This is a genomic window from Stenotrophomonas sp. pho (assembly GCF_006228405.1).
In the GTDB taxonomy this organism is placed as follows: domain Bacteria; phylum Pseudomonadota; class Gammaproteobacteria; order Xanthomonadales; family Xanthomonadaceae; genus Stenotrophomonas; species Stenotrophomonas sepilia.
Genome location: NZ_CP029759.1, coordinates 51,989 through 72,940, shown reverse-complemented (window position 1 = coordinate 72,940; position 20,952 = coordinate 51,989). Strand labels below are relative to the sequence as shown.

The 20,952-nt window shown below is 68.5% G+C and carries 13 protein-coding genes and 2 pseudogenes; 5 read left to right on the top strand and 10 right to left on the bottom strand.

The window, feature by feature from the left end:
• Positions 1–26: 26 nt before the first annotated feature.
• A pseudogene (gltB, locus tag DL544_RS00310) lies at positions 27–4,528 on the top strand (glutamate synthase large subunit).
• 155 nt (positions 4,529–4,683) lie between these two features.
• Positions 4,684–6,129 (top strand): FAD-dependent oxidoreductase, encoded by a 1,446-nt coding sequence (locus tag DL544_RS00305; protein WP_072167408.1) that lies wholly within the window; start codon positions 4,684–4,686, stop codon positions 6,127–6,129.
• Here the strand turns inward: DL544_RS00305 and DL544_RS00300 are convergent.
• Positions 6,115–8,523, bottom strand: coding sequence for an ATP-binding protein (locus DL544_RS00300; protein ID WP_139726564.1), 2,409 nt, complete (start codon positions 8,521–8,523; stop codon positions 6,115–6,117). The two genes, DL544_RS00305 and DL544_RS00300, sit on opposite strands and share 15 nt — an antisense overlap.
• 167 nt (positions 8,524–8,690) lie before the next feature.
• Between DL544_RS00300 and DL544_RS00295 the strand changes: the two are divergent.
• Positions 8,691–9,554, top strand: a pseudogene (locus tag DL544_RS00295) (methylglyoxal synthase); the annotation flags it as partial.
• 299 nt (positions 9,555–9,853) lie between these two features.
• On the opposite strand, the gene DL544_RS00290 reads toward DL544_RS00295, so the two are convergent.
• The 3 genes from DL544_RS00290 to ttcA are packed head-to-tail and all read right to left on the bottom strand — an operon-like array spanning position 9,854 to position 12,555.
• Complete coding sequence (locus tag DL544_RS00290; protein WP_139726563.1) at positions 9,854–10,633, bottom strand: M48 family metallopeptidase; 780 nt, start codon at positions 10,631–10,633, stop codon at positions 9,854–9,856.
• A gap of 59 nt (positions 10,634–10,692) precedes the next feature.
• Positions 10,693–11,598 (bottom strand): recombination-associated protein RdgC, encoded by a 906-nt coding sequence (locus DL544_RS00285; protein WP_005421064.1) that lies wholly within the window; start codon positions 11,596–11,598, stop codon positions 10,693–10,695.
• A gap of 36 nt (positions 11,599–11,634) precedes the next feature.
• Entirely contained in the window at positions 11,635–12,555 is a 921-nt protein-coding gene (ttcA, locus tag DL544_RS00280; RefSeq protein WP_172412120.1) for a tRNA 2-thiocytidine(32) synthetase TtcA, read from the bottom strand.
• A gap of 91 nt (positions 12,556–12,646) precedes the next feature.
• Between ttcA and DL544_RS00275 the strand changes: the two genes are divergently transcribed.
• The gene (locus DL544_RS00275; protein ID WP_005421068.1) at positions 12,647–12,850 is read left to right on the top strand and encodes a YdcH family protein; all 204 of its coding nucleotides are present in this window, start codon (positions 12,647–12,649) and stop codon (positions 12,848–12,850) included.
• 122 nt (positions 12,851–12,972) lie between these two features.
• On the opposite strand, the gene plsB is transcribed toward DL544_RS00275, so the two are convergent.
• The 5 genes from plsB to DL544_RS00250 form a co-directional block, all read right to left on the bottom strand.
• Entirely contained in the window at positions 12,973–15,609 is a 2,637-nt protein-coding gene (gene plsB / locus DL544_RS00270) for a glycerol-3-phosphate 1-O-acyltransferase PlsB (RefSeq protein ID WP_032954727.1), read from the bottom strand.
• A complete protein-coding gene (locus DL544_RS00265; RefSeq protein WP_005421072.1) occupies positions 15,609–16,511 on the bottom strand; it encodes a hypothetical protein in 903 nt (300 codons plus the stop codon). The genes plsB and DL544_RS00265 overlap by 1 nt, the downstream gene beginning before the upstream one ends.
• A 366-nt stretch (positions 16,512–16,877) precedes the next feature.
• Positions 16,878–17,699: a S1 family peptidase gene (locus DL544_RS00260; RefSeq protein WP_065185523.1), complete on the bottom strand. Its 822-nt coding sequence runs from the start codon at positions 17,697–17,699 to the stop codon at positions 16,878–16,880.
• A 218-nt stretch (positions 17,700–17,917) separates the two neighbouring features.
• Entirely contained in the window at positions 17,918–18,643 is a 726-nt protein-coding gene (gene pyrF / locus DL544_RS00255; protein ID WP_005421084.1) for an orotidine-5'-phosphate decarboxylase, read from the bottom strand.
• Positions 18,640–19,563, bottom strand: coding sequence for a 5'-nucleotidase, lipoprotein e(P4) family (locus tag DL544_RS00250; protein ID WP_005421086.1), 924 nt, complete (start codon positions 19,561–19,563; stop codon positions 18,640–18,642). Before DL544_RS00250 ends, pyrF begins: the two co-directional genes overlap by 4 nt.
• A 101-nt stretch (positions 19,564–19,664) precedes the next feature.
• Between DL544_RS00250 and DL544_RS00245 the strand changes: the two genes are divergently transcribed.
• On the top strand, positions 19,665–20,318 hold the full coding sequence (locus DL544_RS00245; RefSeq protein ID WP_139726562.1) for a YceH family protein: 654 nt from the start codon (positions 19,665–19,667) through the stop codon (positions 20,316–20,318).
• 88 nt (positions 20,319–20,406) lie between these two features.
• On the opposite strand, the gene DL544_RS00240 is transcribed toward DL544_RS00245, so the two are convergent.
• On the bottom strand, positions 20,407–20,931 hold the full coding sequence (locus DL544_RS00240) for a GNAT family N-acetyltransferase (RefSeq protein ID WP_139726561.1): 525 nt from the start codon (positions 20,929–20,931) through the stop codon (positions 20,407–20,409).
• Positions 20,932–20,952 lie beyond the last annotated feature (21 nt).

Here is a 20,952-nt window from a genome sequence, read left to right as displayed (position 1 = left end):
GGTGGCCTCACGATGCGCTCCAGGGAATGAGCGGGGACGAGTGTCGCCGCCAACCCTATACGCATCGAGGTAGAGATGGCCCCCGCAACCGCCAAGGGCTTTACGACCCGCGCTCCGAGCGCGATGCCTGTGGATTTGGCATGGTCGCCCAGCTCGACGATCAACCTTCGCGCCTGTTGGTTGATACCGCCATCGCCGCGCTTTCGCGCATGACCCACCGTGGCGGCGTCGCCGCTGATGGCCTGACCGGCGATGGCTGCGGCCTGCTGCTGCGCCGCCCCGATGCGTTCCTGAAACTGCTGGCCAGTGAAGCCGGCATCGCCGTCGCCGCACGCTTCGCTGCCGGCCTGGTGTTCCTGCCGCACGATGCCGAGGCTGCACACGCCTGCCGCACGCAGCTGCAGGCGCAGGTCGAAGCGGTCGGCTGCAAGGTCGCCGGCTGGCGCGAGGTACCCACCGACGACAGCGTCTGCGGCCAGCTGGCGCGCGACACCCTGCCACGCATCGAGCAGGTGTTCGTCGATGCCGGCGTCGGCCAGGATGATGCCGGCTTCGCGCTGGCGCTGTTCCTGGCCCGTCGCCGCAGCGAACAGCAGCTGCGCGACCATGCCGACTTCTACGTCACCACCCTCACCCGGATGCGATCAGCTACAAGGGCATGGTGCTGCCGGACAAGCTCAGCCGCTTCTTCCCCGACCTGCAACGCCGCGAACTGGCCTCCAGCGCGATCGTGTTCCACCAGCGCTTCTCCACCAACACGCTGCCGCGCTGGCCGCTGGCGCACCCGTTCCGGATGCTCGCCCACAACGGCGAGATCAACACCATCGAAGGCAACCGTCGCTGGGCGCAGGCGCGCAGCAAGGTGTGGAAGACGCCACGCTTCGACATCGCCGAATTCGATCCGGTGATCTCCATGCACGGTTCGGATTCGCAGAGCCTGGACAACATGCTGGAGCTGATGGTTGCCGGTGGCATGGAGCTGATCCAGGCGCTGCGCATCCTGGTGCCGCCGGCCACCCAGTCGCTGGAGTTCAAGGACCCCGACCTGGCAGCCTTCTACGAATTCCACGGCCTCAACAGCGAGCCGTGGGACGGCCCGGCCGGCATCGTCGCCTGCGACAGCCGCTACGCGGTGTGCACGCTGGACCGCAACGGCCTGCGCCCGGCGCGCTGGATGCTCACCGCCGACCGCCACTTCCTGGTCGCCTCCGAAGCCGGCGTGTGGGAAGTGCCGACCGAGCGCGTGGTGCGCAAGGGCAAGCTCGGCCCCGGCGAAATGGTGGCCATCGACCTCAAGCGCGGCGACCTGCTCGATTCGGACGCGGTGGACCGCATCAACCGCGGTCGCGCGCCGTACAAGCAGTGGCTGCAGCAGGGCGTGACCTACCTGCAGACCGAACTGATCGACCCGTCGCTGGTGGAAGAGCCGTTCGACGAAGCCACCCTGCGCAGCTATCACAAGCTCTACCAGCTCAGCAGCGAGGAAGTGGAACAGGTGCTGCGGCCACTGGCCGAGACCGAGCAGGAAGCCACCGGCTCGATGGGCGACGACACACCGATGGCGGTGCTGAGCCAGCGCAGCCGTCCGCTGTACGACTATTTCCGCCAGGCCTTTGCGCAGGTCACCAACCCGCCGATCGATCCGCTGCGCGAAGACTGCGCGATGTCCCTGTCCACCCAGCTCGGCAAGGAGACCAACATCTTCCATGCCGGCCCGGAGACGGTGAACCACGTCATCCTCAACTCGCCGGTGCTGAGCCAGCGCAAGCTGCGCCAGCTGCTGAAGATGGACCAGTACGTGCAGGCCAACCGCCTGCTTGATCTGTCCTACAGCGAAGACGAGGGCCTGCGTGCCGGCATCGAGCGCATCTGTGCCGAGGCCGAGCAGGCCGCGCGCGAGGGCATGGTGATGCTGCTGCTGTCCGACCGCTACCCGGTGGCCGGTCGGCCGATGGTGCATGCCCTGCTCGCCACCAGCGCCATCCACCACCACCTCTCGCGGCTGGGGCTGCGCTGCGACGTCAATCTGATCGTCGAAACCGGCACCGCGCGCGACCCGCACCACATGGCCTGCCTGCTCGGCTTCGGTGCCACCGCGGTATATCCGTACCTGGCCTACCAGACCCTGTTCGACCTGGGCCGACGCGGCATCCTCAAGCTCAGCAAGGGCGGCGAGCAGTCGCAGATCGGCCGCCGCTACCGCAAGGGCATCTACAAGGGCCTGTCGAAGATCATCTCGAAGATGGGCATCTGTACGGTGGCCAGCTATCGCGGCGCGCAGCTGTTCGAGATCATCGGCCTGGAACGCGAGGTTGTGGACATGTGCTTCCCGGACACCGCCTCGCGCATCGGCGGCGCCGGTTTCGCGCGCCTGGATGCCGACGCGCGCGAGCTGTGCTCGCAGGCGTGGGACGCGCAGCAGGACGTGGATGTCGGCGGCCTGCTGAAGTACGTGCACGGCGGCGAGTACCACATGTACAACCCGGACGTGGTCACCACCCTGCAGCGCGCGGCGCGCAGCGGCGATCCGCGTGCCTGGCAGCAGTACTGCGATGCGGTGCATGCGCGTCCGCCGTCGGCGCTGCGCGACCTGCTGGATCTGGTGCCGGCCGCCACGCCCGCGCCGCTCGATGAAGTGGCTCCGGCCAGCGAACTGTTCCCGCGCTTCGATACCGCAGCGATCAGCCTGGGTGCGCTGTCGCCGGAAGCGCACGAGGCGCTGGCGATTGCGATGAACCGCCTAGGTGGCCGCAGCAATTCCGGCGAAGGCGGAGAAGATCCCGCACGCTATGGCACCGCCAAGCGCAGCAAGATCAAGCAGGTGGCCTCGGGCCGCTTCGGCGTCACCGCCGAATACCTGGTCAATGCCGAAGTGCTGCAGATCAAGGTCGCGCAGGGCGCCAAGCCCGGCGAGGGCGGCCAGCTGCCGGGGCACAAGGTCAACGAGCTGATCGCACGCCTGCGCTATGCGCGCCCGGGCATCGGCCTGATTTCGCCGCCGCCGCACCACGACATCTATTCGATCGAGGACCTCGCGCAGCTGATCTACGACCTCAAGCAGGTCAACCCGACCGCGCTGGTGTCGGTGAAGCTGGTCAGCCATGCCGGCGTCGGCACGATTGCCGCAGGCGTGGTCAAGGCCGGTGCGGACCTGATCACCATCTCCGGCCATGACGGCGGCACCGGTGCCTCGCCGGTCAGCTCGATCCGCTACGCAGGTGTGCCGTGGGAACTGGGCGTGGCCGAAGCGCACCAGGCGCTGCTGGCCAACGACCTGCGCGGGCGCACCCTGCTGCAGACCGATGGCGGCCTGAAGACCGGCTTGGACGTGGTCAAGGCCGCATTGCTGGGTGCGGACAGCTTCGGTTTCGGCACCGCGCCGATGATCGTGCTGGGCTGCAAATACCTGCGCATCTGCCACCTCAACAACTGCGCCACCGGCGTGGCCACCCAGGACGAGCGCCTGCGCGAGAACCACTTCACCGGCCAGCCCGAGCGCGTGGAGAACTTCTTCCGCCTGCTGGCCGAGGAAGTGCGTGGCTGGCTGTCGTACCTGGGCGCGCGTTCGCTGGAAGAAATCGTGGGCCGTACCGACCTGCTGCGCCAGATCGACGCCGCGCCGCGCGACGGCGTGCGCGTGGACCTGTCGCGGCTGCTGGCCGACAGCCGCTACGAAGGCAGCCACTGCGCCGCGCAGCGCCTGTACGAATCGCCGGACAGCCTGGCCACGCAGATGGATGGCCTGCTGGCCCCGGCCATCGAGCACAAGCGCGGTGGCGAGCATCGCTTCCTGATCCACAACACGGACCGCAGCATCGGCACCCGCCTGGCCGGCGCGGTGGCGCGCGCGCACGGCAACCAGGGCATGGCCGAAGCACCGCTGGAACTGCGCTTCCGCGGCAGTGCCGGGCAGAGCTTCGGCGCCTTCAACGTCGGCGGCCTGCACCTGGAAGTGGAAGGCGAGGCCAACGACTACGTCGGCAAGGGCATGGCCGGCGGCCGGCTGGTGGTGCGTCCGCCGCGTGGCGCCCGCTTCGAGGCACGCAGCACCGCCATCATCGGCAATACCTGCCTGTATGGCGCTACCGGTGGCGAGCTGTTCGCCGCGGGCCGCGCCGGCGAGCGTTTCGCGGTGCGCAATTCGGGCGCGCTGGCAGTGGTGGAAGGTGCCGGTGACCACTGCTGCGAGTACATGACCGATGGCGTGGTGCTGGTGCTGGGCAAGGTCGGGCTGAACTTCGGCGCCGGCTTCACCGGTGGCCTGGCTTACGTGCTGGACGTGGACCGCGATTTCGTCGACCGCTACAACCACGAGCTGATCGACATCCATCGCGTCTCCGCCGAAGGCTTCGAGAACTACCGCCAGCACCTGCACCGCCTGATCGGCCGCCACCGCGAGCTGACCGGCAGCATCTGGGCACAGCAGATCCTGGACGAGTTCCGCGACTACATCGGCAAGTTCTGGCTGGTCAAACCCAAGGCCGCCAGCATCGAGTCGCTGACCGAAACCCTGCGACGCGCCGCATAACGGTAGTGCCGGCCGCTGGCCGGCAACCCAGGATCACGTAGTGCCGGCCGCTGGCCGGCATCCCAGGATCACGTAGTGCCGGCCGCTGGCCGGCATCCCAGGATCACGTAGTGCCGGCCGCTGGCCGGCATCCGGAAAACACCACAGAGTCCGCCATGAGCCGCAAGCACGCCTTCCAGTTCCTCGACCTGCCCCGCACCATGCCGCAGCGCATCCCGGTGGAACTGCGCACGTCCGGCGACTGGGGCGAGCTGTACGGCAAGTTCGGCAAGGAAGACGCCCAGTACCAGGCGGGCCGCTGCCTGGACTGCGGCAACCCGTACTGCAGCTGGAAGTGCCCGGTGCACAACGCCATTCCGCAGTGGCTGCAGCTGGTACAGGAGAACCGCATCCACGAGGCCGCCACGCTGTGCCACAGCACCAATCCGCTGCCGGAAGTGTGCGGCCGGGTCTGCCCGCAGGATCGGCTGTGCGAAGGCAGCTGCACGCTGGAGGAGTTCGGCGCGGTCACCATCGGCGCGGTGGAGAAGTACATCGTCGATACCGCACTGGCCAGTGGCTGGCGCCCGGACCTGGGCGCGGTGCAGCCGACCGGCCACAGTGTGGCGGTGATTGGTGCCGGCCCGGCCGGGCTGGCCTGTGCCGACCGCCTGGCACGCGCCGGCATTGCCGCCGTGGTCTACGACCGCTACGAGCAGATCGGTGGCCTGCTGCAGTTCGGCATTCCCAGCTTCAAGCTGGACAAGGACGTGATCCATCGCCGCCGTGAAGTACTGGAAGGCATGGGCGTGCAGTTCCGCCTCGGCGTGGAGATCGGCCGTGATGTCAGCGTGCAGCAGCTGCTGGACAGCCACGATGCGGTGTTCATCGGCACCGGCGCCTATCGCTATACCGAGGGTGGCCTGGTCGGCCAGGACCTGAAGGGCGTGCTGCCGGCGCTGCCGTTCCTGGTGCAGAACAGCCGCATCGTCGGTGGCGATGATCCGAAGGGCCGGCCGATCGCCGGCTGGGAAGACACCATCGCCCTGCCCGACCTCAACGGCAAGCGCGTGGTGGTTCTGGGCGGTGGCGATACCGGCATGGACTGCGTGCGCAGTGCGGTGCGGCTGGGCGCGGCCAAGGTCACCTGCGCCTATCGCCGCGACGAAGCCAACATGCCCGGCAGCGCGCGCGAAGTCGCCAATGCACGCGAGGAAGGGGTGCGCTTCCTGTTCAACCGGCAGCCGCTGTCGATCGAAGCCGGCGCCGACGACGAGGTGATCGGCGTGACCGTGGTCGAGACCCGGCTGGGCGAGCCCGATGCCAATGGCCGCCAGAACGCGGTGCCGATCGAAGGCAGTGAGTCGCTGCTGGAAGCAGACGTGGTGATCATCGCCTTCGGCTTCTCGCCGAGCGTGCCGGCGTGGCTGGCGGAACTGGGGGTGGAAGGCCAGCCCAATGGCCGCATCCTCGCCGGTGGCAAGGACCGCCTGCCGTTCCAGACCGCGCATCCACGCCTGTTCGCCGGTGGCGACGCGGTGCGTGGTGCCGATCTCGTGGTAACCGCGGTGGCCGAAGGCCGCGACGCCGCTGCCAGCATCGTCCGCCTACTGGCACACTGAGTCCGGCAACAGCAGCACTTCCAGCAGCGCGCGCAGTTCGTGCACCTCCAGCGGCTTGGCCAGGAAATGGTCGATGCCCGCATCACGGCAGGCCTCACGGGTGCGCTCCAGCACGCTGGCAGTCAGCGCAATGATCGGGACCCGCGCACGGGTGGCGCAGGCGTCGCTCCGGATCGCCCGGGCCAGCGCGAAGCCATCCATGTGCGGCATGTGGCAGTCGGTGATGACCAGGTCGAACGGTTGCGCCTGCCAGGCCTCCCATGCCTGCAGGCCGTCGCTGCAGGCGTGCACCTGCAGTCCCAGCTCGCACAGACGTTGTGCCAGCAACTGCAGGTTGGTCGGATGATCCTCGGCCACCAGCTCCCGCGCCGGCGGCAACGGTCGTTGCGCGGGCCGTGCCGTCGCCGGGCACGCAGCGGGGGCCGCACAGGCCGCCAGGTCCAGCTCCAGCCACACGGTGGTGCCCTTGCCGGGCACGCTGCGCAGGTGCAGACGCCCGCCCATCGACGTCGCCAGCTCGCGGCAGATCGACAGCCCCAGGCCACTGCCGCCGAAACGGCGCGTGGTCGACGCCTCGGCCTGCTCGTAGGCGGCAAACACCGCCTGTTGCCGCTCCACGCTGATGCCCACGCCCGTATCGGTCACCTGCAGGCGCAGTCGCTGGCCGCCGTCGCGCTGCTGCAGCACGCGGACCTGCAACACCACGCTTCCCTGCAGGGTGAACTTGAGCGCATTGCCGGCCAGGTTGAACAGGACCTGCCGCAGGCGCAGCCCGTCAGCCAGCGACCAGGGCTGCAACGTCGGGTCGATCTCGCTGCACAGGTGCAGCCCGCGGCTGGCCGCGACGGGCATCAACAGCTGCTGCACCGCGCCCACCAGCGCCGCCAGATCGGTCGGACGCAGCTGCAGGGGCGCCGGTTGCAGGCGCTGGCTGTGCAGCACATCGTCGAGGATCTGCCGCAGCATCTGCGCAGCGTCACCGACGGTGGTCAGCACCTGCCGCTGGCCCGCATCCAGGTCCGTGCCAGCCAGCCGCTCCAGCATGCCCAGCAGGGTGCTCATCGGCGTGCGGATCTCGTGGCTCATGGTCGCCAGGAAATGGCCCTTGGCCAGTGCCGCCTGCTCGGCCGCGCGGCGCGCCTCGGCCAACGCCGTTGCACGCGCCTGGGCTTCGCTGACGTCCATCCAGTAGCCGCTCCACTCCACGCTGCTGTCATCGCACGGCAACGGTCGTCCCTGTGATCGGACCCAGCGCCAGCCCTGTGCCGACCGGGTGCGGAAGGTGACGTCGATCGGACCGCGCACGAGCGCGGCCGCTTCGATGCTCGCCATCACCCGGCTGCGGTCACCGGCATGCACGGCCGCCAGCAGCTGCAGATGGTCGATCCGCTCAGTCTCCACGGCTACGCCGAACAGCGCCTGCACGTCGCCGGCGATCTGCGCCAGGCTGTAGTGGCCGGTTGCCGAACGGCGCGCCTGGTAGACCACCGCCGGCAGGTTCGCGGTGACTTCATGCAAGCGCTGCTCCAGCACCCGGCGACGCACGCTCTCGCGATGCACGCGCCAGTAGCCGAAGGCATGCAGCAGTATGAGCGCGAGCAGGATCAGCGACACCGGCACCAGCCAGCGCAGTGCCGAACCGGCGGGACGCGCACGTGGCAGTTCCGGCAGCCAGGCACTGCGAACCGATGCCCGACGCGCATCGCCCTCCCGCTGCAGCTCCCGGTCGAAGGCAGCGACCACCGCGGCACAGGCCGGTACAGCGGCCAGCACCAGTGCATCGCCGAAGCCAGCGGGTGCTGCGATCACCAGAGGGTCACCCGGCACGGCGCGAAGCGCGGCTTCGACTTCGGCGAGATTGGCCACCACGGCATCGACCAGCCCGGCGCGCAGCAGTGACAGCGCGTGGTCCAGCGGCGCCGGTGCCAGCAGCTGCGCACCCGGGGCCTGTTCGGCCAGCAATGCGTCCAGCGGCAGCCGGTCCGGGCTGGCCACGCTGCGGCCACGCAGTCCCTCCAACCCCAGCACTGGCGCTGCACCCTCGCGCCGCACGATCACCTGTGGCACTTCCAGGTAGGGGCTGCTGGCCACCCAGCCGGTCGGCAGCTGTGCGCGCGGCCAGCCCAGCAGCACCTGGGTGCCAGCCGGCAGCGGGTCATCGGTGAGCACCGCTGCGGGCAACGGCCGCGCATGCTGCACCGCCTGCGGGCCCAGCAGCGGCAGGTAATCCGCAGCCAACCCCGCAAGGTCGCCCTGCGCGTTGTATGACAGCGGCGGCCGATCGGAACGCCATGCCACCTGCAGTGGACTCGCACAGCCGGACGCAGCAGCGATGCCGGGCAGCAACAGCGATGCCATGACAGCGGCGACGGCGCGGCGGCCGGCGACATTCACGGTAGACATCCTCATTTCGCGGGCAGGAACCACGGCCGCGCAGCGGTACCGCTGCCAGCCACGCTAGCGAGGCGCGCTTCCGCGACAATGAGAAAAATTGGAAAAACATCCCTATCGGCGAATGCCGACATACACTGCCGCTTCTACCCGTCCCTACGGAGCGCTCGATGCGTATCGGCCTGGCCGCCAACCGTCTCCATCACCACGATGCGCGCGCCGCGCTGTTCCGCTGGCTGCGTGCCAGCGAGGCCGGGCTGCGTGAACTGGGCGTATCGCTGCACGCGGTCGGGCGCACCCACGATGCGATCGAACGGCAGGGCTTCCTGGCCGGCTACGGCGGCCTGCACCGCTACCCCTACGGGCGCGAGGGTGGCCTGATGAAACTGGTGGCCGAAGTGGTTGGCATGGGGCCGGATCGCACCCTGGACGGTGCGATCTACCTGATCGACCCGGTCGATCCTTCCTCGGTGTTTCCGGAGGCAACCGCGCTCAAGCGGCAGTGCGTGATCCACGGCAAGCCGTTCATTTCAACCGTGGCCACTGCGCGTGACTGGATCGAGGTGGAGCGCATCCACGCCGGGCTGGCTGCTGATGCCGGTGCCGACGATCTGCATGCCTTCCAGCACCAGACGCTGGCGCTGATCGCGCACGACGCGATGAAGCCGGCGATGCTGGCCTTCGCTGACGAGCACTTCGATGTGCTGGCACGGTTCGGCGAGCGCGTGGCGACCGGCACCACCGGCCAGCGCTTGAACGAGCTGGCCTGGAGCCGCGGCTGGCCCAGCGATACGCCGTGGGTGACGCGCTACCAGAGTGGCCCGATGGGCGGCGATGCGCAGATTGCTGACCGTGTGCTGGAGGGGCGCTGCCAGCGCGCGATCTTCTTCGAGGACCCGCATGTGGCACGCCAGCACGAGGCCGATATCCAGCTGCTGGAGCGCGCGGTGACGACGGTGACCGACCAGGCGGTGTGCCTCACCGCGCCGCGGGTGGCGGCACGCTGGGCGGCCGCGGCGGCATTGCGGGCGGGTGAGGGTTTCGGCCAACGGCTGCGCCCCTCGTGGTCGGTCGTTCAAACCAGAAGCCGTGCTCGGCCAGGCGGGGTGGATTGCGCAGGGGTCGCTGCAAGTACGTCCCTGTAAGCTCGGTCGCCGCATCCATGCGGCTCACGCCCCTGCGCAACCCACCACGCCCGGCCACGGACAGATTCCGGTGTGCCCACCACGGAAGAAAGAAAGAAGAGCAGGAGCGGGTCGCGCGCTGCGCGCGCTTGTGTAGAGCCGAGCCCATGCTCGGCTGCATTCAACGGCAGCCGAGTGTGGGCTCGGCTCTACAGCAGCTGGCGTAGCATGGCTTTCAGGCGCCGACCTTCCAGCTGGAAGTAGTCGCGCTGTTCGCGCCAGGCAGGGAAACGTTGTTCGACTTCATGCCAGAACGCGGCCGAATGATTCGGCTGGATCAGGTGGCAGAGTTCGTGCACCAGCACGTACTCGAACGCTTCCGCACGACCCAGCACCAGGGCCAGGTCCAGGGCCATGCTGCCATCGGGGGCCAGCGAGCCCCACTGCGAGGACATCACCTTCAGGCGCAGGCGGCTGGGAGCGCGCGGCAGGGTGGGCAGGTACTTCGGCAGCCAGCGGCCGACGTCGGCGCGGGTCTGCGCTTCATAGAACTCGCGCAGCAGGCGGCGCAGGGTGGCGTCACCACCACGGGTCGGCCACTGCACGCAGGCACCGTGCCCGTCGATCTCCAGCCGCGCGTAGCGGCCTTCCTGCCAGCGCAGCGGCAACAGTTCACCGCGCAATGGCAGCACGCCGTCTTCGCCGGGCTGCAGCGATGCCGGCAGGCCCTGCCCCTGGTACTGCCGCAGCTGCAGCGCCAGCCAGTCGCGGTGCTGTTCCAGGAAGCGCTCGCCCATTACCAGGCTTGCGCGCGGTGGCAACGTCAACCGCGCGCCACGCTCGTCCACGCTCAGCTTGATGCGGCGCGCGCGCGGATCGCGCACGCGCAGCACCTCGATCTCGGCATCCTCCAGGCGCAGGCGAACGGTGTCGCGCTGTACGGTGGCGGGCAGGGTCGGCGTGATCAGGCGGCGCAGCAGACGGCTCATGCGCCCAGCATAGCGCTGCTTCGGGCCGCCGGATGACCGGCGACCGTCGAGCTGCCTGTTCAGTCAGCCTTGCTGAGCTTGAACGCTTCTTCCAGCAACAGGAACAGGCGGCGGATCTCGGCGCTCTGCAGGGCGAAGCGGGCATCGAACTCGGCACGGCGGCCGTCTTCGTCGGCATGCTCCAGCTGGTCCAGGGCGCCGTCGAGGAACTTCAGCTTGCGCACGATCAGGTCGTCGCCGATCACGAAGGACAGGTTGTCCTCGAAGATCAGCGCCAGCTTGGTCACCTGCTTGCCGGCGTCCAAGTGCTTGTCGATCTCGTCGCAGCGCAGTTCCTGGTGCTGGCACTTGACCACCGCGCCGCCTTCGACCGGATCCTTCATCTCGCACTCTTCGCCCAGGCTCAGCCCGGTCGGCAGCGGCTCTCCGGCGATCCAGCCGGTCAGGATCGAGCGCGGCGCGACTTCGGCGTTCAGCGGCATCGCCGGGAAGCTGCCGAGCAACCCGCGGATGTCGGACATGAAGTATTCGCCGGTCTTGCGGCTGGAGGTATCCACCGCCACGTAGCCGTGCTGCAGGTCGATGAAGGCGTCGTTGCGCGAGGACTTCACGAAGGCGCGCGGCAGCAGTTCATGCAGCAGGTCGTCCTTCATGCGCTTGCGCTCGCGGCCACCCGGGCGCCGCCCTTCCTTCTCCTCGATCTCTTCCAGCTTGCGCTCGAGCAGGTCGTTGACCACCGCCGCCGGCAGGATCTTGTCCTCGCCGCCCACGGTCAGCCACAGGTGTTCGGCGATGCGGTGGGACAGCAGTTCCTTCTCCTCGCGGCCGAACGGCGAAATGAAGCCGCGCGAATTCATTTCCAGCGCGCCAACAGGCTTGAGCACGGCGTGCGGCAGCAGGGTATCGACTTCGGAAAAATCGGTGGTGGTCGGGAAACGGAAGAACGTCAGGTTGCGAAAGAACATGGAATTCCGGATGGCGAAGAGGAAGGGCGACCGACCTTAAACGGTGGGCGTCTCGGGATCTGCGTCGGCATCGGCCGGGGAGCCGGCCAGCCAGGCATGGGCGTCGGGCAGCGGCGTGTCGTCGCGACGGCCCAGCGCCATGAAGTCGAACAGGGTGGTGTCGGCCAGCTGCGAGGGCCGGACTTCACCCATGGCGCGCGCGATCTGCTCGATGCGGCCCGGATGGTCCTTTTCCCACTGCTTGAGCATCAGGCCGACCTGGCGGCGCTGCAGGTTCTCCTGGCTGCCGCACAGGTTGCAGGGAATGATCGGGAACTGGCGTGCCTGCGCGTAGTCGACGATGTCGCGCTCGCGCACGTAGGCCAGCGGCCGGATCACCACGTGCCTGCCGTCGTCGCTGCGCAGCTTCGGCGGCATGCCCGCCAGCTTGGCATGGTGGAACAGGTTCATGAAGAACGTGGCCACCATGTCGTCGCGGTGGTGGCCCAGCGCGATCTTGGTGAAACCGTGGGTCTCGGCGTAGTTGTACAGCGCGCCACGACGCAGGCGCGAGCACAGCGAACACATCGTCTTGCCCTCCGGGATGACCCGGCTGACCACCGAATAGGTGTCCTGCTCGATGATGTGGTACGGCACGCCCAGCCCTGCCAGGTACTCCGGCAGGATGTGCTCGGGGAAGCCCGGCTGCTTCTGGTCCAGGTTCACCGCCACCAGCTCGAACGGCACCGGCGCCTTCTTCTGCAGCTGCAGCAGTACGTCCAGCAGGGTGTAGCTGTCCTTGCCGCCGGACAGGCAGACCATGACCTTGTCGCCGGCCTCGATCATGCCGAAGTCGGCAATCGCCTCGCCGACCTGGCGGCGCAGGCGCTTGGCCAGCTTGTGCTGCTCGCGCTCGGCCACGCGTGGATCGCGGGCGGCGCGCGGCTGGGGATCGGGAAGGGAAATCACGGCACTCATGGGTTCCATTCTAACGGCTCGGAGCCGCCCCGGCCGGGGATCGGGTTTCCCCTCTCCCGGCAGTCATCAACGCTGTGTATGCTCGGAGGCTGTGGATACCTACAGCCCCGCCGAGATCGTCGAGCACCTCGCCGCCCTGCGCGCCGAGCACCGCCTGCTGGATGAACAGATCACCCGCATGGCGGCCAACGGCGAGGACGAACTGGAAGCCAAGCGCCTGAAGCGGCGCAAGCTGCAGCTGAAGGACTGCATCGCCAGGCTGGAAAGCCTGCAGATTCCCGACGAGCCGGCCTGAGCCGGGTCCGGGTGGGTGCCAACCTTGGTTGGCCTCCCTCTCCGGTAGGTGCCAACCTTGGTTGGCACGGGTGGAAGTGTGCGGACCAAGGTCCGCACCCACCGCATTGTCCGGCGCGACCTTCAATCCTGCGGCGCAGGCTCGTCCGGGCGCGCTGCTTCCGGGCTGACCCGCTCGATGGTGTGGCGCAGCTCGCGCCCCAGGATGAACTTGGCGTCCTTGGCCCAGGCATCCAGGCGTTCGTCGAACAGCAGCTTGCTGTTCTCGTCCGGCCACACCAGGCGCAGTTCGCGCAGCTTCTGGATGAAGCCGCGGAACAGGGCCTTGTCGAAGAACTCGGGAGCGGCCGGCGCATAGAGCAGGCTCAGGCGCTGCGCGGCCTGCTGGCACAGGCTTTCCAGCTCGGCCGCACCGAGCACGCCCGGGCCGTTCTTCACCAGCACCGAGATGGCGATGTAGTAGCGCTCGAACGCCTGCTGCAGCGAATGGCCGATCGCCCGCAGGCGGAACACCTCGTCGGTCTGCCCGGTGTTGCGCGCCAGGATGCCGCCGTCGTCATCGTTGACGTTCTGCAGCAGGCCTTCGCGCACGAACACGTCGATGGTGCGGTCAATGCGCTGCGCAAACTCGTCCTCGCTCCACGGCAGGAACAGCTCGGCCTGCAGGAACGGGTACACCGTGCGGCCCAGCTGGACCAGGCCGGTACGGCTCATGCGGCGGTTGTTCTGGAAGCAGCAGGCCACCCACGACGATGCGGTGAACAGGTGCACCACGTTGTTGCGGAAGTAGCTCAGCAGCACCGCGGTGTCGCCGCTGACGCTGAGCACATCGCCGAGCGGATGCTTGATGCGGGTGAGGACGTTGATCTCCTCGGCATGGGCGATGATCCGCTCCGGCGAGTGCGGGGTCACCGTCACCCGGTCCGAGTACGGCATCTCGACCAGCAGCGTCTTGCACAGCTCGATCTGCGCGATCAGGTCGGCCTCGCCCATCGCGTGCTTCGGCGTGGACAGCAGGGCCAGCGCCAGCAGGTTGATCGGGTTGACGTCGGCAGCGCCGTTGATGCGTACCTGGATGCGTTCGGCCAGCGTATCCACCGTGGTCGACAGCCAGGCCGGCTTCTCGTCCTCGGGCACCGCCTCGCCCTTCCACTCCGGGGCCTTCTCGGCCAGCACATCGTTCAGCGCGATCGGCTCGCCGAAGTTCACCACCACCTGGCCGTAGTTCTGCTTGAGCACCTTGGGGATGCCCCACAGCAGCGACCAGATCGACTCCTTTTCCTTCGGCCGGCCGGACAGTTCGTCCAGGTAGCTGCCGCCCTCCATCAGCTTCTCGTAGCCGATGTAGATGGGCTGGAACAGGACCGGCTTGCGCGGCTGGCGCAGGAATGCACGCAGCGTCATCGAGATCATGCCGCCCTTGGGCTGCAGCAGGCGCCCGGTACGCGAGCGGCCGCCTTCGACGAAGTACTCCAGCGAATAGCCACCGGCCACCAGCTGCGCGACGTACTCACTGAGCACCGCAGAGTACAGCGCATTGCCACGGATCGAACGGCGGATGAAGAACGCACCGCCCTTGCGCAGCAGGGTGCCGACCACCGGCAGGTTCAGGTTGATGCCGGCCACGATGTGCGGCGGCACGATGCCACGGTCGTACAGCAGGTAGGACAGCAGCAGGTAGTCCATGTGGCTGCGGTGGCTGGGCACGTAGACCACTTCGTGGCCCGGCGCGGCGGCCTTGAACTTGTCCAGGTGGTGCACCAGCACGCCCGCATAGATGCGGTTCCACACGTGGCTGAGCATGAAGCTGGCCGAGCGCACCACCGGGCTGGAATAGTCCGCAGCGATTTCCCAGGCGTAGGCGTGCGCCTTCTTCCAGGCATCGGCCGGCTTCGAGTTGTCGCGCTTGGCCTGTGCGGCGATCGCTTCGCGGACCGGCTCGGCGGCCAGCACCTGGTCCACCAGCAGGCGCCGGGTCGACAGGTCCGGGCCGATCACCGATTCACGGATGCGGCGGAAATGGGTGCGCAGCACGCGCTGCAGCTTGCGCACCGTGCGCTCCGGCTCCAGGCCTTCGTCGACGGTGCTGCGCAGCGAGATCGGCGGGGCGAAGCGCACGATGGTATTGCGCCCGTTCAGCAGCAGCCCCAGCAGGCGGCGGAAGCGGCCCACCAGCGCCCAGTTTTCCGAGAACAACACCGCGAACCAGCCGCTCTGCTTGTCCGGCGCGCGGCCGACGAAGATCGACACCGGCACCAGGTGCACATCCAGGTCATCGCGCACGCGGTGCGCCTGCAGGACCTTGGCCAGCGAATCGGAGTGGGTCTTGGCGCCGCGCTGCTCGGGAATCAGCGAGTTGCTGGAGCTGCGCCGCGACAGCGCCAGATAGGCGCGCTTGCGGCCGGTCGGATCACCGGCCAGCGGCACCAGCGGCGACGGCAGGCCGGCCTGGCGGCAGGCCTTGTCCAGGATCAGCGCGTTGGACAGGCCGTAGTCTTCCAGCACGTACATGACCGGGCGGCCATCGTTGTACTGGCCCGGGTCTTCCGGCTCGATCTTCAGCGACAGCCACGGCTCGATCAGGCGGCCCAGCAACCGCGCCCACAGCGGGCGGCGGCCAGCCGGACGCGCGTGCGCGGGCGGCGGTACCGGGTTCGGGCCGGTACCGGTCGAGGGGGACGCCGGCACCGTATCGGCGGGCGTCGACTGGGATTCTTCGCCGGGGAACGGCAGCGGGTTCTGTTTCGACATCGGCGCCATTATGGCTTAGCCGGCGGTGTTGCCGCTTCCCCACCCTCGGCGGGGGCTTCAGCCGGTGCTGGCGACGCAGCCGCGCGGGCCGCATCGGCCTTGCGCAGCAGCGCATCGGTATCGGCCAGGGTGCGGGTCAGGTACCAGTGGCCCTCGCGCCGGCTCAGTGGCAGCTGCAGGGTCATCTCGCGACCGGCCAGGTCGTAGTGCAGGCGCACCAGCGCATTGTCGCCCTCTACCGAGAGCAGCTCGCCGCGCACGCTGCGCAGCGCGTCGTCCACGCCCAGCCCGTAACTGCCGAGCACCGCCTTGAGGGTGTGGATGAACGGCGCCAGCTGCTGCAGGCTGCCTTCCATGCCGGCCGCCTGCAGGCCGGCTTCGTCATCGAAGCCGACCTTGCTGGCGGCGCCGACCAGCGCGGCGATGGTGCTGCGGGCACGTGCGCGGTCGCTGATCGGGGCAGCCTGCGCCCACCCCGCCAGGGTCTCGACCAGGGCGATGTAGTGGGCCTGCTGGCTGGGCGTGTAGCCCTTCTGGTGGCGCAGGTACTGCACGCCGAAGTTGCCCATCGACTGTGCGGCCTGGCGCACGGCGCCGGCCTGGCCAGCCAGCTGGCGATCGAAGCTGCGCTGCAGTTCGGCGCTGGCACCGGGCTTGCGCAGTGCGGCCAGCATCGGCAGCAGCTGGTCGCCCAGTGGCAGCTCGGTCAGCGGCCACTGGCTGTGGCCCTCCACCCACGCCTGCTGCAGGCGCTGGTACTGGCCCGGCGGCACCGACAGCTTTGCGTAGCCGACCAGATCATCTTCGGCCAGGCGCAACGCCATCGCCTGTACTGCAGCCACCGGCTCGGCCGCCGGCCTGGCCGGATCGTTGGCAGACTCGCGACACCCCGCCACGGCCAGCAGCAGCATGGCCGCCAGCCCCATCCACGCGCAGACTTTCCTCGCACCGCCACGCTCATGCACTCGGACTCCCCGGACCGGCCCGCATCTTGCGGCCTGCGACGTGACAGCGGCAAGCCGGGACGTCACGGTTTCCAGCCGAGGGGGGTCAGATCTCCTCTGCTGCGGCAGAAGGGATCTGACCCCAGCGCCGCCACCGGGATAAAAAAAGAGCCCGGATCACGGGGATCACAGGCTCTTCAAGCCGGCGCGGGGCCGGAGGACAGTGTTGTGGCACATGTCCGGCCCGAGGACCGGATGGCGGCGATCCTACGCTGCCGTTCAAGTTAAGGCAACACTTCACGTAATGCCATGTATGTATTTGATTTTATTGTATCAATCGCGTTGCCAAACCGCTTCGATGAAATCTACGGCGTGTTTTTCGGCGATTCGGGCATAAATCCCCGGATAGCCGGCCAGCGCACAGCCCTCGCCCCAGCTGACGACACCGAACTGGGTCCAGCCTTCACGCAGGCGCAGCAGCAGGGGGCCTCCGGAATCCCCCTGGCAGCTGTCGATGCCCTCGCGGCCGGCGCAGATGACCTTTCCACGTGACAGTTCACCGCCGTAGGCCTGCTGGCATTCGGTGAAGGAAACGAACGGCACCTGCGCGGTCTGCAGCTGAGTCGGATAGACCCGGCCATCGCCGATGTCGGTGTCTCCCCAGCCGATCACCGTGAATTCACGGCCCGGCTTGAGATAGCTGGCGTCGGGCCGCAGCCGCAGTGCCACCGGCTGTGCGCCGTCCAGCGGTGCGCTGAGCTGGATCAGGGCGACGTCGTGCTCCAGCGAATTGCCGCTGTTGAATGCCGGATGGACGTGGATCGCCTTGACGTTGGACGGTCGTGGCGCGGCGTCGGTGGACAGGGTCGTGACCTTGCCGACAACGGCGATGCCACCAGGCGCTTCGCGCTGCATGCAGTGCGCGGCCGTCAGCACCCACGAGGGCGAGATGAGGGTGCCCCCGCAGAAGTGGCGGTCGTGGTCCGAATCGCCGTCGAAGATGCCCTGGATGCTGACCATGAACGGGTACTCGTCGGCCGGCGCCGCTTCGCCGCCGATGATGCGCGGCGCATCGCGCAGCTGCGGCGCAGCGATGGCGGGTACGGCAGACGCGGCCAACAGCAGGCCGATGAACAAAGAGGTGCTGCGATACATTTCCCTGTACTCCTCTGTCGATGGTTGGAACCGGTGCGGCCGCGGTCCGTACCGGTGCATCGATTGGGGAGCAGTGGAGAGGCCCGCAGCGCGAACGTGCGCACAGTTCTCGTGGCTGGCGCTGCGTGCGACAGATGCAGCCCCACAAATGCGAACGCCATCCCGCATGGATCGGGATGGCGTTCGTGGTGCCAGCGTGACCGGCGTCGGTGGTGGGCTCAGCGTGCAGCCAGAGCCGACGCGATTTCCTGCTGGATCGCCCGCGCTGCGGCCTGCGGATCGGCGGCCAGGCGGATCGGGCGACCGACCACGATGGCATCGGCGCCATCGGCAAAGGCCTGCGCTACGCCAACGGTACGCTTCTGGTCATCGCCGACCGGGCCACCGGGGCGGATGCCAGGGCAGACGATCGAGAATCCGCTGCCGGTGGCAGCGCGGATCGGGCCGGCTTCCTGGCCCGAAGCGATCACGCCATCGATGCCGGCGGCCTGGGCAGCCAGCGCGCGCTCGACCACCACGTCCACCGGTTCGCGGTCGATGCCCATCTGTGCGAGGTCGGGGCGCCCCATCGAGGTCAGCACGGTCACTGCCAGCAGGCGCATGTCGCCGCTGTTGGCGGCCGCGCACGCCTCCATCATGGCCGGGTGCCAACCATGGATGGTGGCGTAGCTGACCGGCCACTGCGACAGGCGCTTGATCACCGCCGCAGCGGTGGCCGGAATGTCGAAGAACTTCAGGTCGACGAACACGCGCTTGTCGCGGCGGGCCAGCTCATCGAGCACCTGGAAGTACTCGCCGGAGGCGAGCAGTTCCATGCCGATCTTGTAGAACGCCACGCTGTCGCCCAGGCGGTCGACCCACGCCAGCGCCTGCGCGCGGTCAGGGACGTCCAGCGCGAAGATCAGGCGCTCGTCATCGCGCAGCGGCAGCGGTGCGCGGCTCATGGTGCGTAGTCCAGCGCGGCGCGCTTGGCGTCGTGGCGGGCCTGGCGCGACTGGCTGTAATCGTTGTTGAACTGCGCCGGCTCGAAGCCGCCGTAGGTCGGGTTCGGCAGCATCCACCAGCGCTCGCCGAACCAGTCGTGGTACTGCTGCAGCAGGGCGTCACGGCCTTCGTTGGTGTTGGCGGTCACTTCCACGAAGTCACCCAGCTGGTCGCCGAACTGCATCAGCACGCGGTACTTCTGCCCGGCCAGGCGGCGGCGGCAGTTCTTCTCGCTGCCAGCCTGCTCGCAGCCTTCGACCACGGTGCCCAGGCCCAGGAACACGCTGTCATCGGCCACCGGCAGGCCCTGCTCGCGCAGGTTGGCCAGGGTCGCGTCCTTCAGGTGCACAGCACGGTTGGAGATGTACAGCAGGGTCACGCCCTTGGCGTTGGCCGCCTTGGCGAAATCAACCACGCCCGGGATCGCCTTGGCCTTCTTTTCGGCCACCCACTGGTCCCAGCTCAGCTCGTCGTATTCCTTGCCGTCGCGCACCAGGCGCGCCTGGTAGGGCGAGTTGTCCAGCACTGTCTCGTCCACGTCCAGCACCACGGCCGGCTTCAGGCCCTTGGCCTCGTTGCCGCGTTCTTCCGGCACCAGAGCATCCCAATGGGCTTCCTTCAGCGCCACGTCCAGGTGGTCGGCGGCGGCGCGGTAGGTCTGCTCGGTGATCGCCCTGTACTCCTGCGCACGCTGCATCCACAGCACGGCGTTGAGGTTGTCGTTGGCGGTGGCATCACGCGCGCCATCGGCCTTGGCGGCGGACGCCGGGGCCTGCGGCGCCGCGGCTTCAGCGGCAGGCGCGTCCACGCGCTTGCAGGCGGACAGGCCCAGCGCCGCGGTGGCGAGCAGGGTCAGGGACAGGGAAACAGGACGACGCATGGATTCACCGGCAATCAGATATACCGGCGCATTTTACCGGCAAAGCCGGCCCTGGGACGGCTATGCTTGGTGGTTGACCCGCTGCTCTTCCGGAGGCCGCCATGACCGATTCCACCCAGACCCCTGACGTCCCCCTGCTCGATGCGGTGCAGGCCCGCCTGCTGGGCTGCCTGGTGGAGAAGGAGGCAACCACACCGGACACCTACCCGCTGACGGTCAATGCGGCCCAGTCGGCCGCCAACCAGAAGACCGCCCGGGAGCCGGTGATGAACGTCGACGCCGGCAGCGTGCAGCACGCGCTGCGCCAGCTGGAAGCACTGGGCCTGGCTCGCCAGCACTTCTCCTCGCGCGCCGACCGCTACGAGCACCGCCTGCAGGCCGCGCTGGACCTGACCCGGCAGCAGACCGTGCTGCTGGCGCTGCTGTTGCTGCGCGGCCCACAGACCCTGGGCGAGCTGGTGTCGCGCAGCGAGCGTCTGTACCGGTTCGCGGATATCGACGAAGCCCGCCACGCCGTCGAGCGCCTGCAGCAGCGCGCGCTGCTGGTGGTGCTGCCGCGCGCCAGCGGCCAACGCGAAGACCGCTACATGCACCTGCTGTGCGGTGAAGTGGATGGCGCGGCGCTGGCGGCCAAGTACGCCAGCAGTGGCGGGGGCAGCAGCGATGCGGCCGATCCGGGCCTGGCCGAGCGCGTGGCCCAGCTGGAAACGGCCGTGGCCGAGCTGCAGGCGCAGCTGGCAGAACTGCGCGGTTGAGGTCCACATCCGGTAGTGCCGGCCGCTGGCCGGCAACCCGGTGATGCCTGGATGCCGGCCAGCGGCCGGCACCTACGATCATCAGGGATCAGACCTCCGCCGCTCCCGGCGTGGCATACAGCCGGCTCGGGCTGTCCACGCCCGGCAGCTGGATCACTCCGCGCTCCTGCATGCCCAAGCCCAGCAGGATCTTCCCGGACACCACGTTGTCCAGATCGGTAATGCCATACAGATTCCGCAAGCTCAGCGCTCCGCGTGCATGCGCGAACACCGCACGCGCCGCCTCACCGGCGTAGCCCTGCCCGGCAAATTCCGAGAGCACCGCATAGCCGATATCCGGCCCCGGCAGGCCATCACGCCGCACCAGGCCGGCGTTACCCAGCCACGCGCCATCGGCCAGGCGCTCGATCGCATACATGCCGAAGCCGTTCAACGCATAGCTGCGCAGCACGCGCAGCGCGATGTACTCCCGCGCCTGCTCCTCGCTGCGCACGTTGCGATCACCGATGAAACGCAGGAAGCCTGGATCGTTGAGCAGTGCCAGCATCGGCGCAGCATCCCGGTCTGGTTCCAGGCGGCGCAGCCGCAGGCGTTCGCTTTCGATGGGATGCATGGGTGGGCTCCGGAAGGAATA

Excerpts from the sequence above, each read along its gene's own strand:
- DL544_RS00305 (WP_072167408.1), top strand. The coding sequence starts at position 4,684 with ATGAGCCGCAAGCACGCCTTCCAGTTCCTCGACCTGCCCCGCACCATG.
- DL544_RS00290 (WP_139726563.1), bottom strand. The coding sequence starts at position 10,633 with ATGAGCCGTCTGCTGCGCCGCCTGATCACGCCGACCCTGCCCGCCACC.
- DL544_RS00285 (WP_005421064.1), bottom strand. The coding sequence starts at position 11,598 with ATGTTCTTTCGCAACCTGACGTTCTTCCGTTTCCCGACCACCACCGAT.
- ttcA (WP_172412120.1), bottom strand. The coding sequence starts at position 12,555 with ATGAGTGCCGTGATTTCCCTTCCCGATCCCCAGCCGCGCGCCGCCCGC.
- plsB (WP_032954727.1), bottom strand. The coding sequence starts at position 15,609 with ATGGCGCCGATGTCGAAACAGAACCCGCTGCCGTTCCCCGGCGAAGAA.
- DL544_RS00265 (WP_005421072.1), bottom strand. The coding sequence starts at position 16,511 with ATGCTGCTGCTGGCCGTGGCGGGGTGTCGCGAGTCTGCCAACGATCCG.
- DL544_RS00260 (WP_065185523.1), bottom strand. The coding sequence starts at position 17,699 with ATGTATCGCAGCACCTCTTTGTTCATCGGCCTGCTGTTGGCCGCGTCT.
- pyrF (WP_005421084.1), bottom strand. The coding sequence starts at position 18,643 with ATGAGCCGCGCACCGCTGCCGCTGCGCGATGACGAGCGCCTGATCTTC.
- DL544_RS00250 (WP_005421086.1), bottom strand. The coding sequence starts at position 19,563 with ATGCGTCGTCCTGTTTCCCTGTCCCTGACCCTGCTCGCCACCGCGGCG.
- DL544_RS00245 (WP_139726562.1), top strand. The coding sequence starts at position 19,665 with ATGACCGATTCCACCCAGACCCCTGACGTCCCCCTGCTCGATGCGGTG.
- DL544_RS00240 (WP_139726561.1), bottom strand. The coding sequence starts at position 20,931 with ATGCATCCCATCGAAAGCGAACGCCTGCGGCTGCGCCGCCTGGAACCA.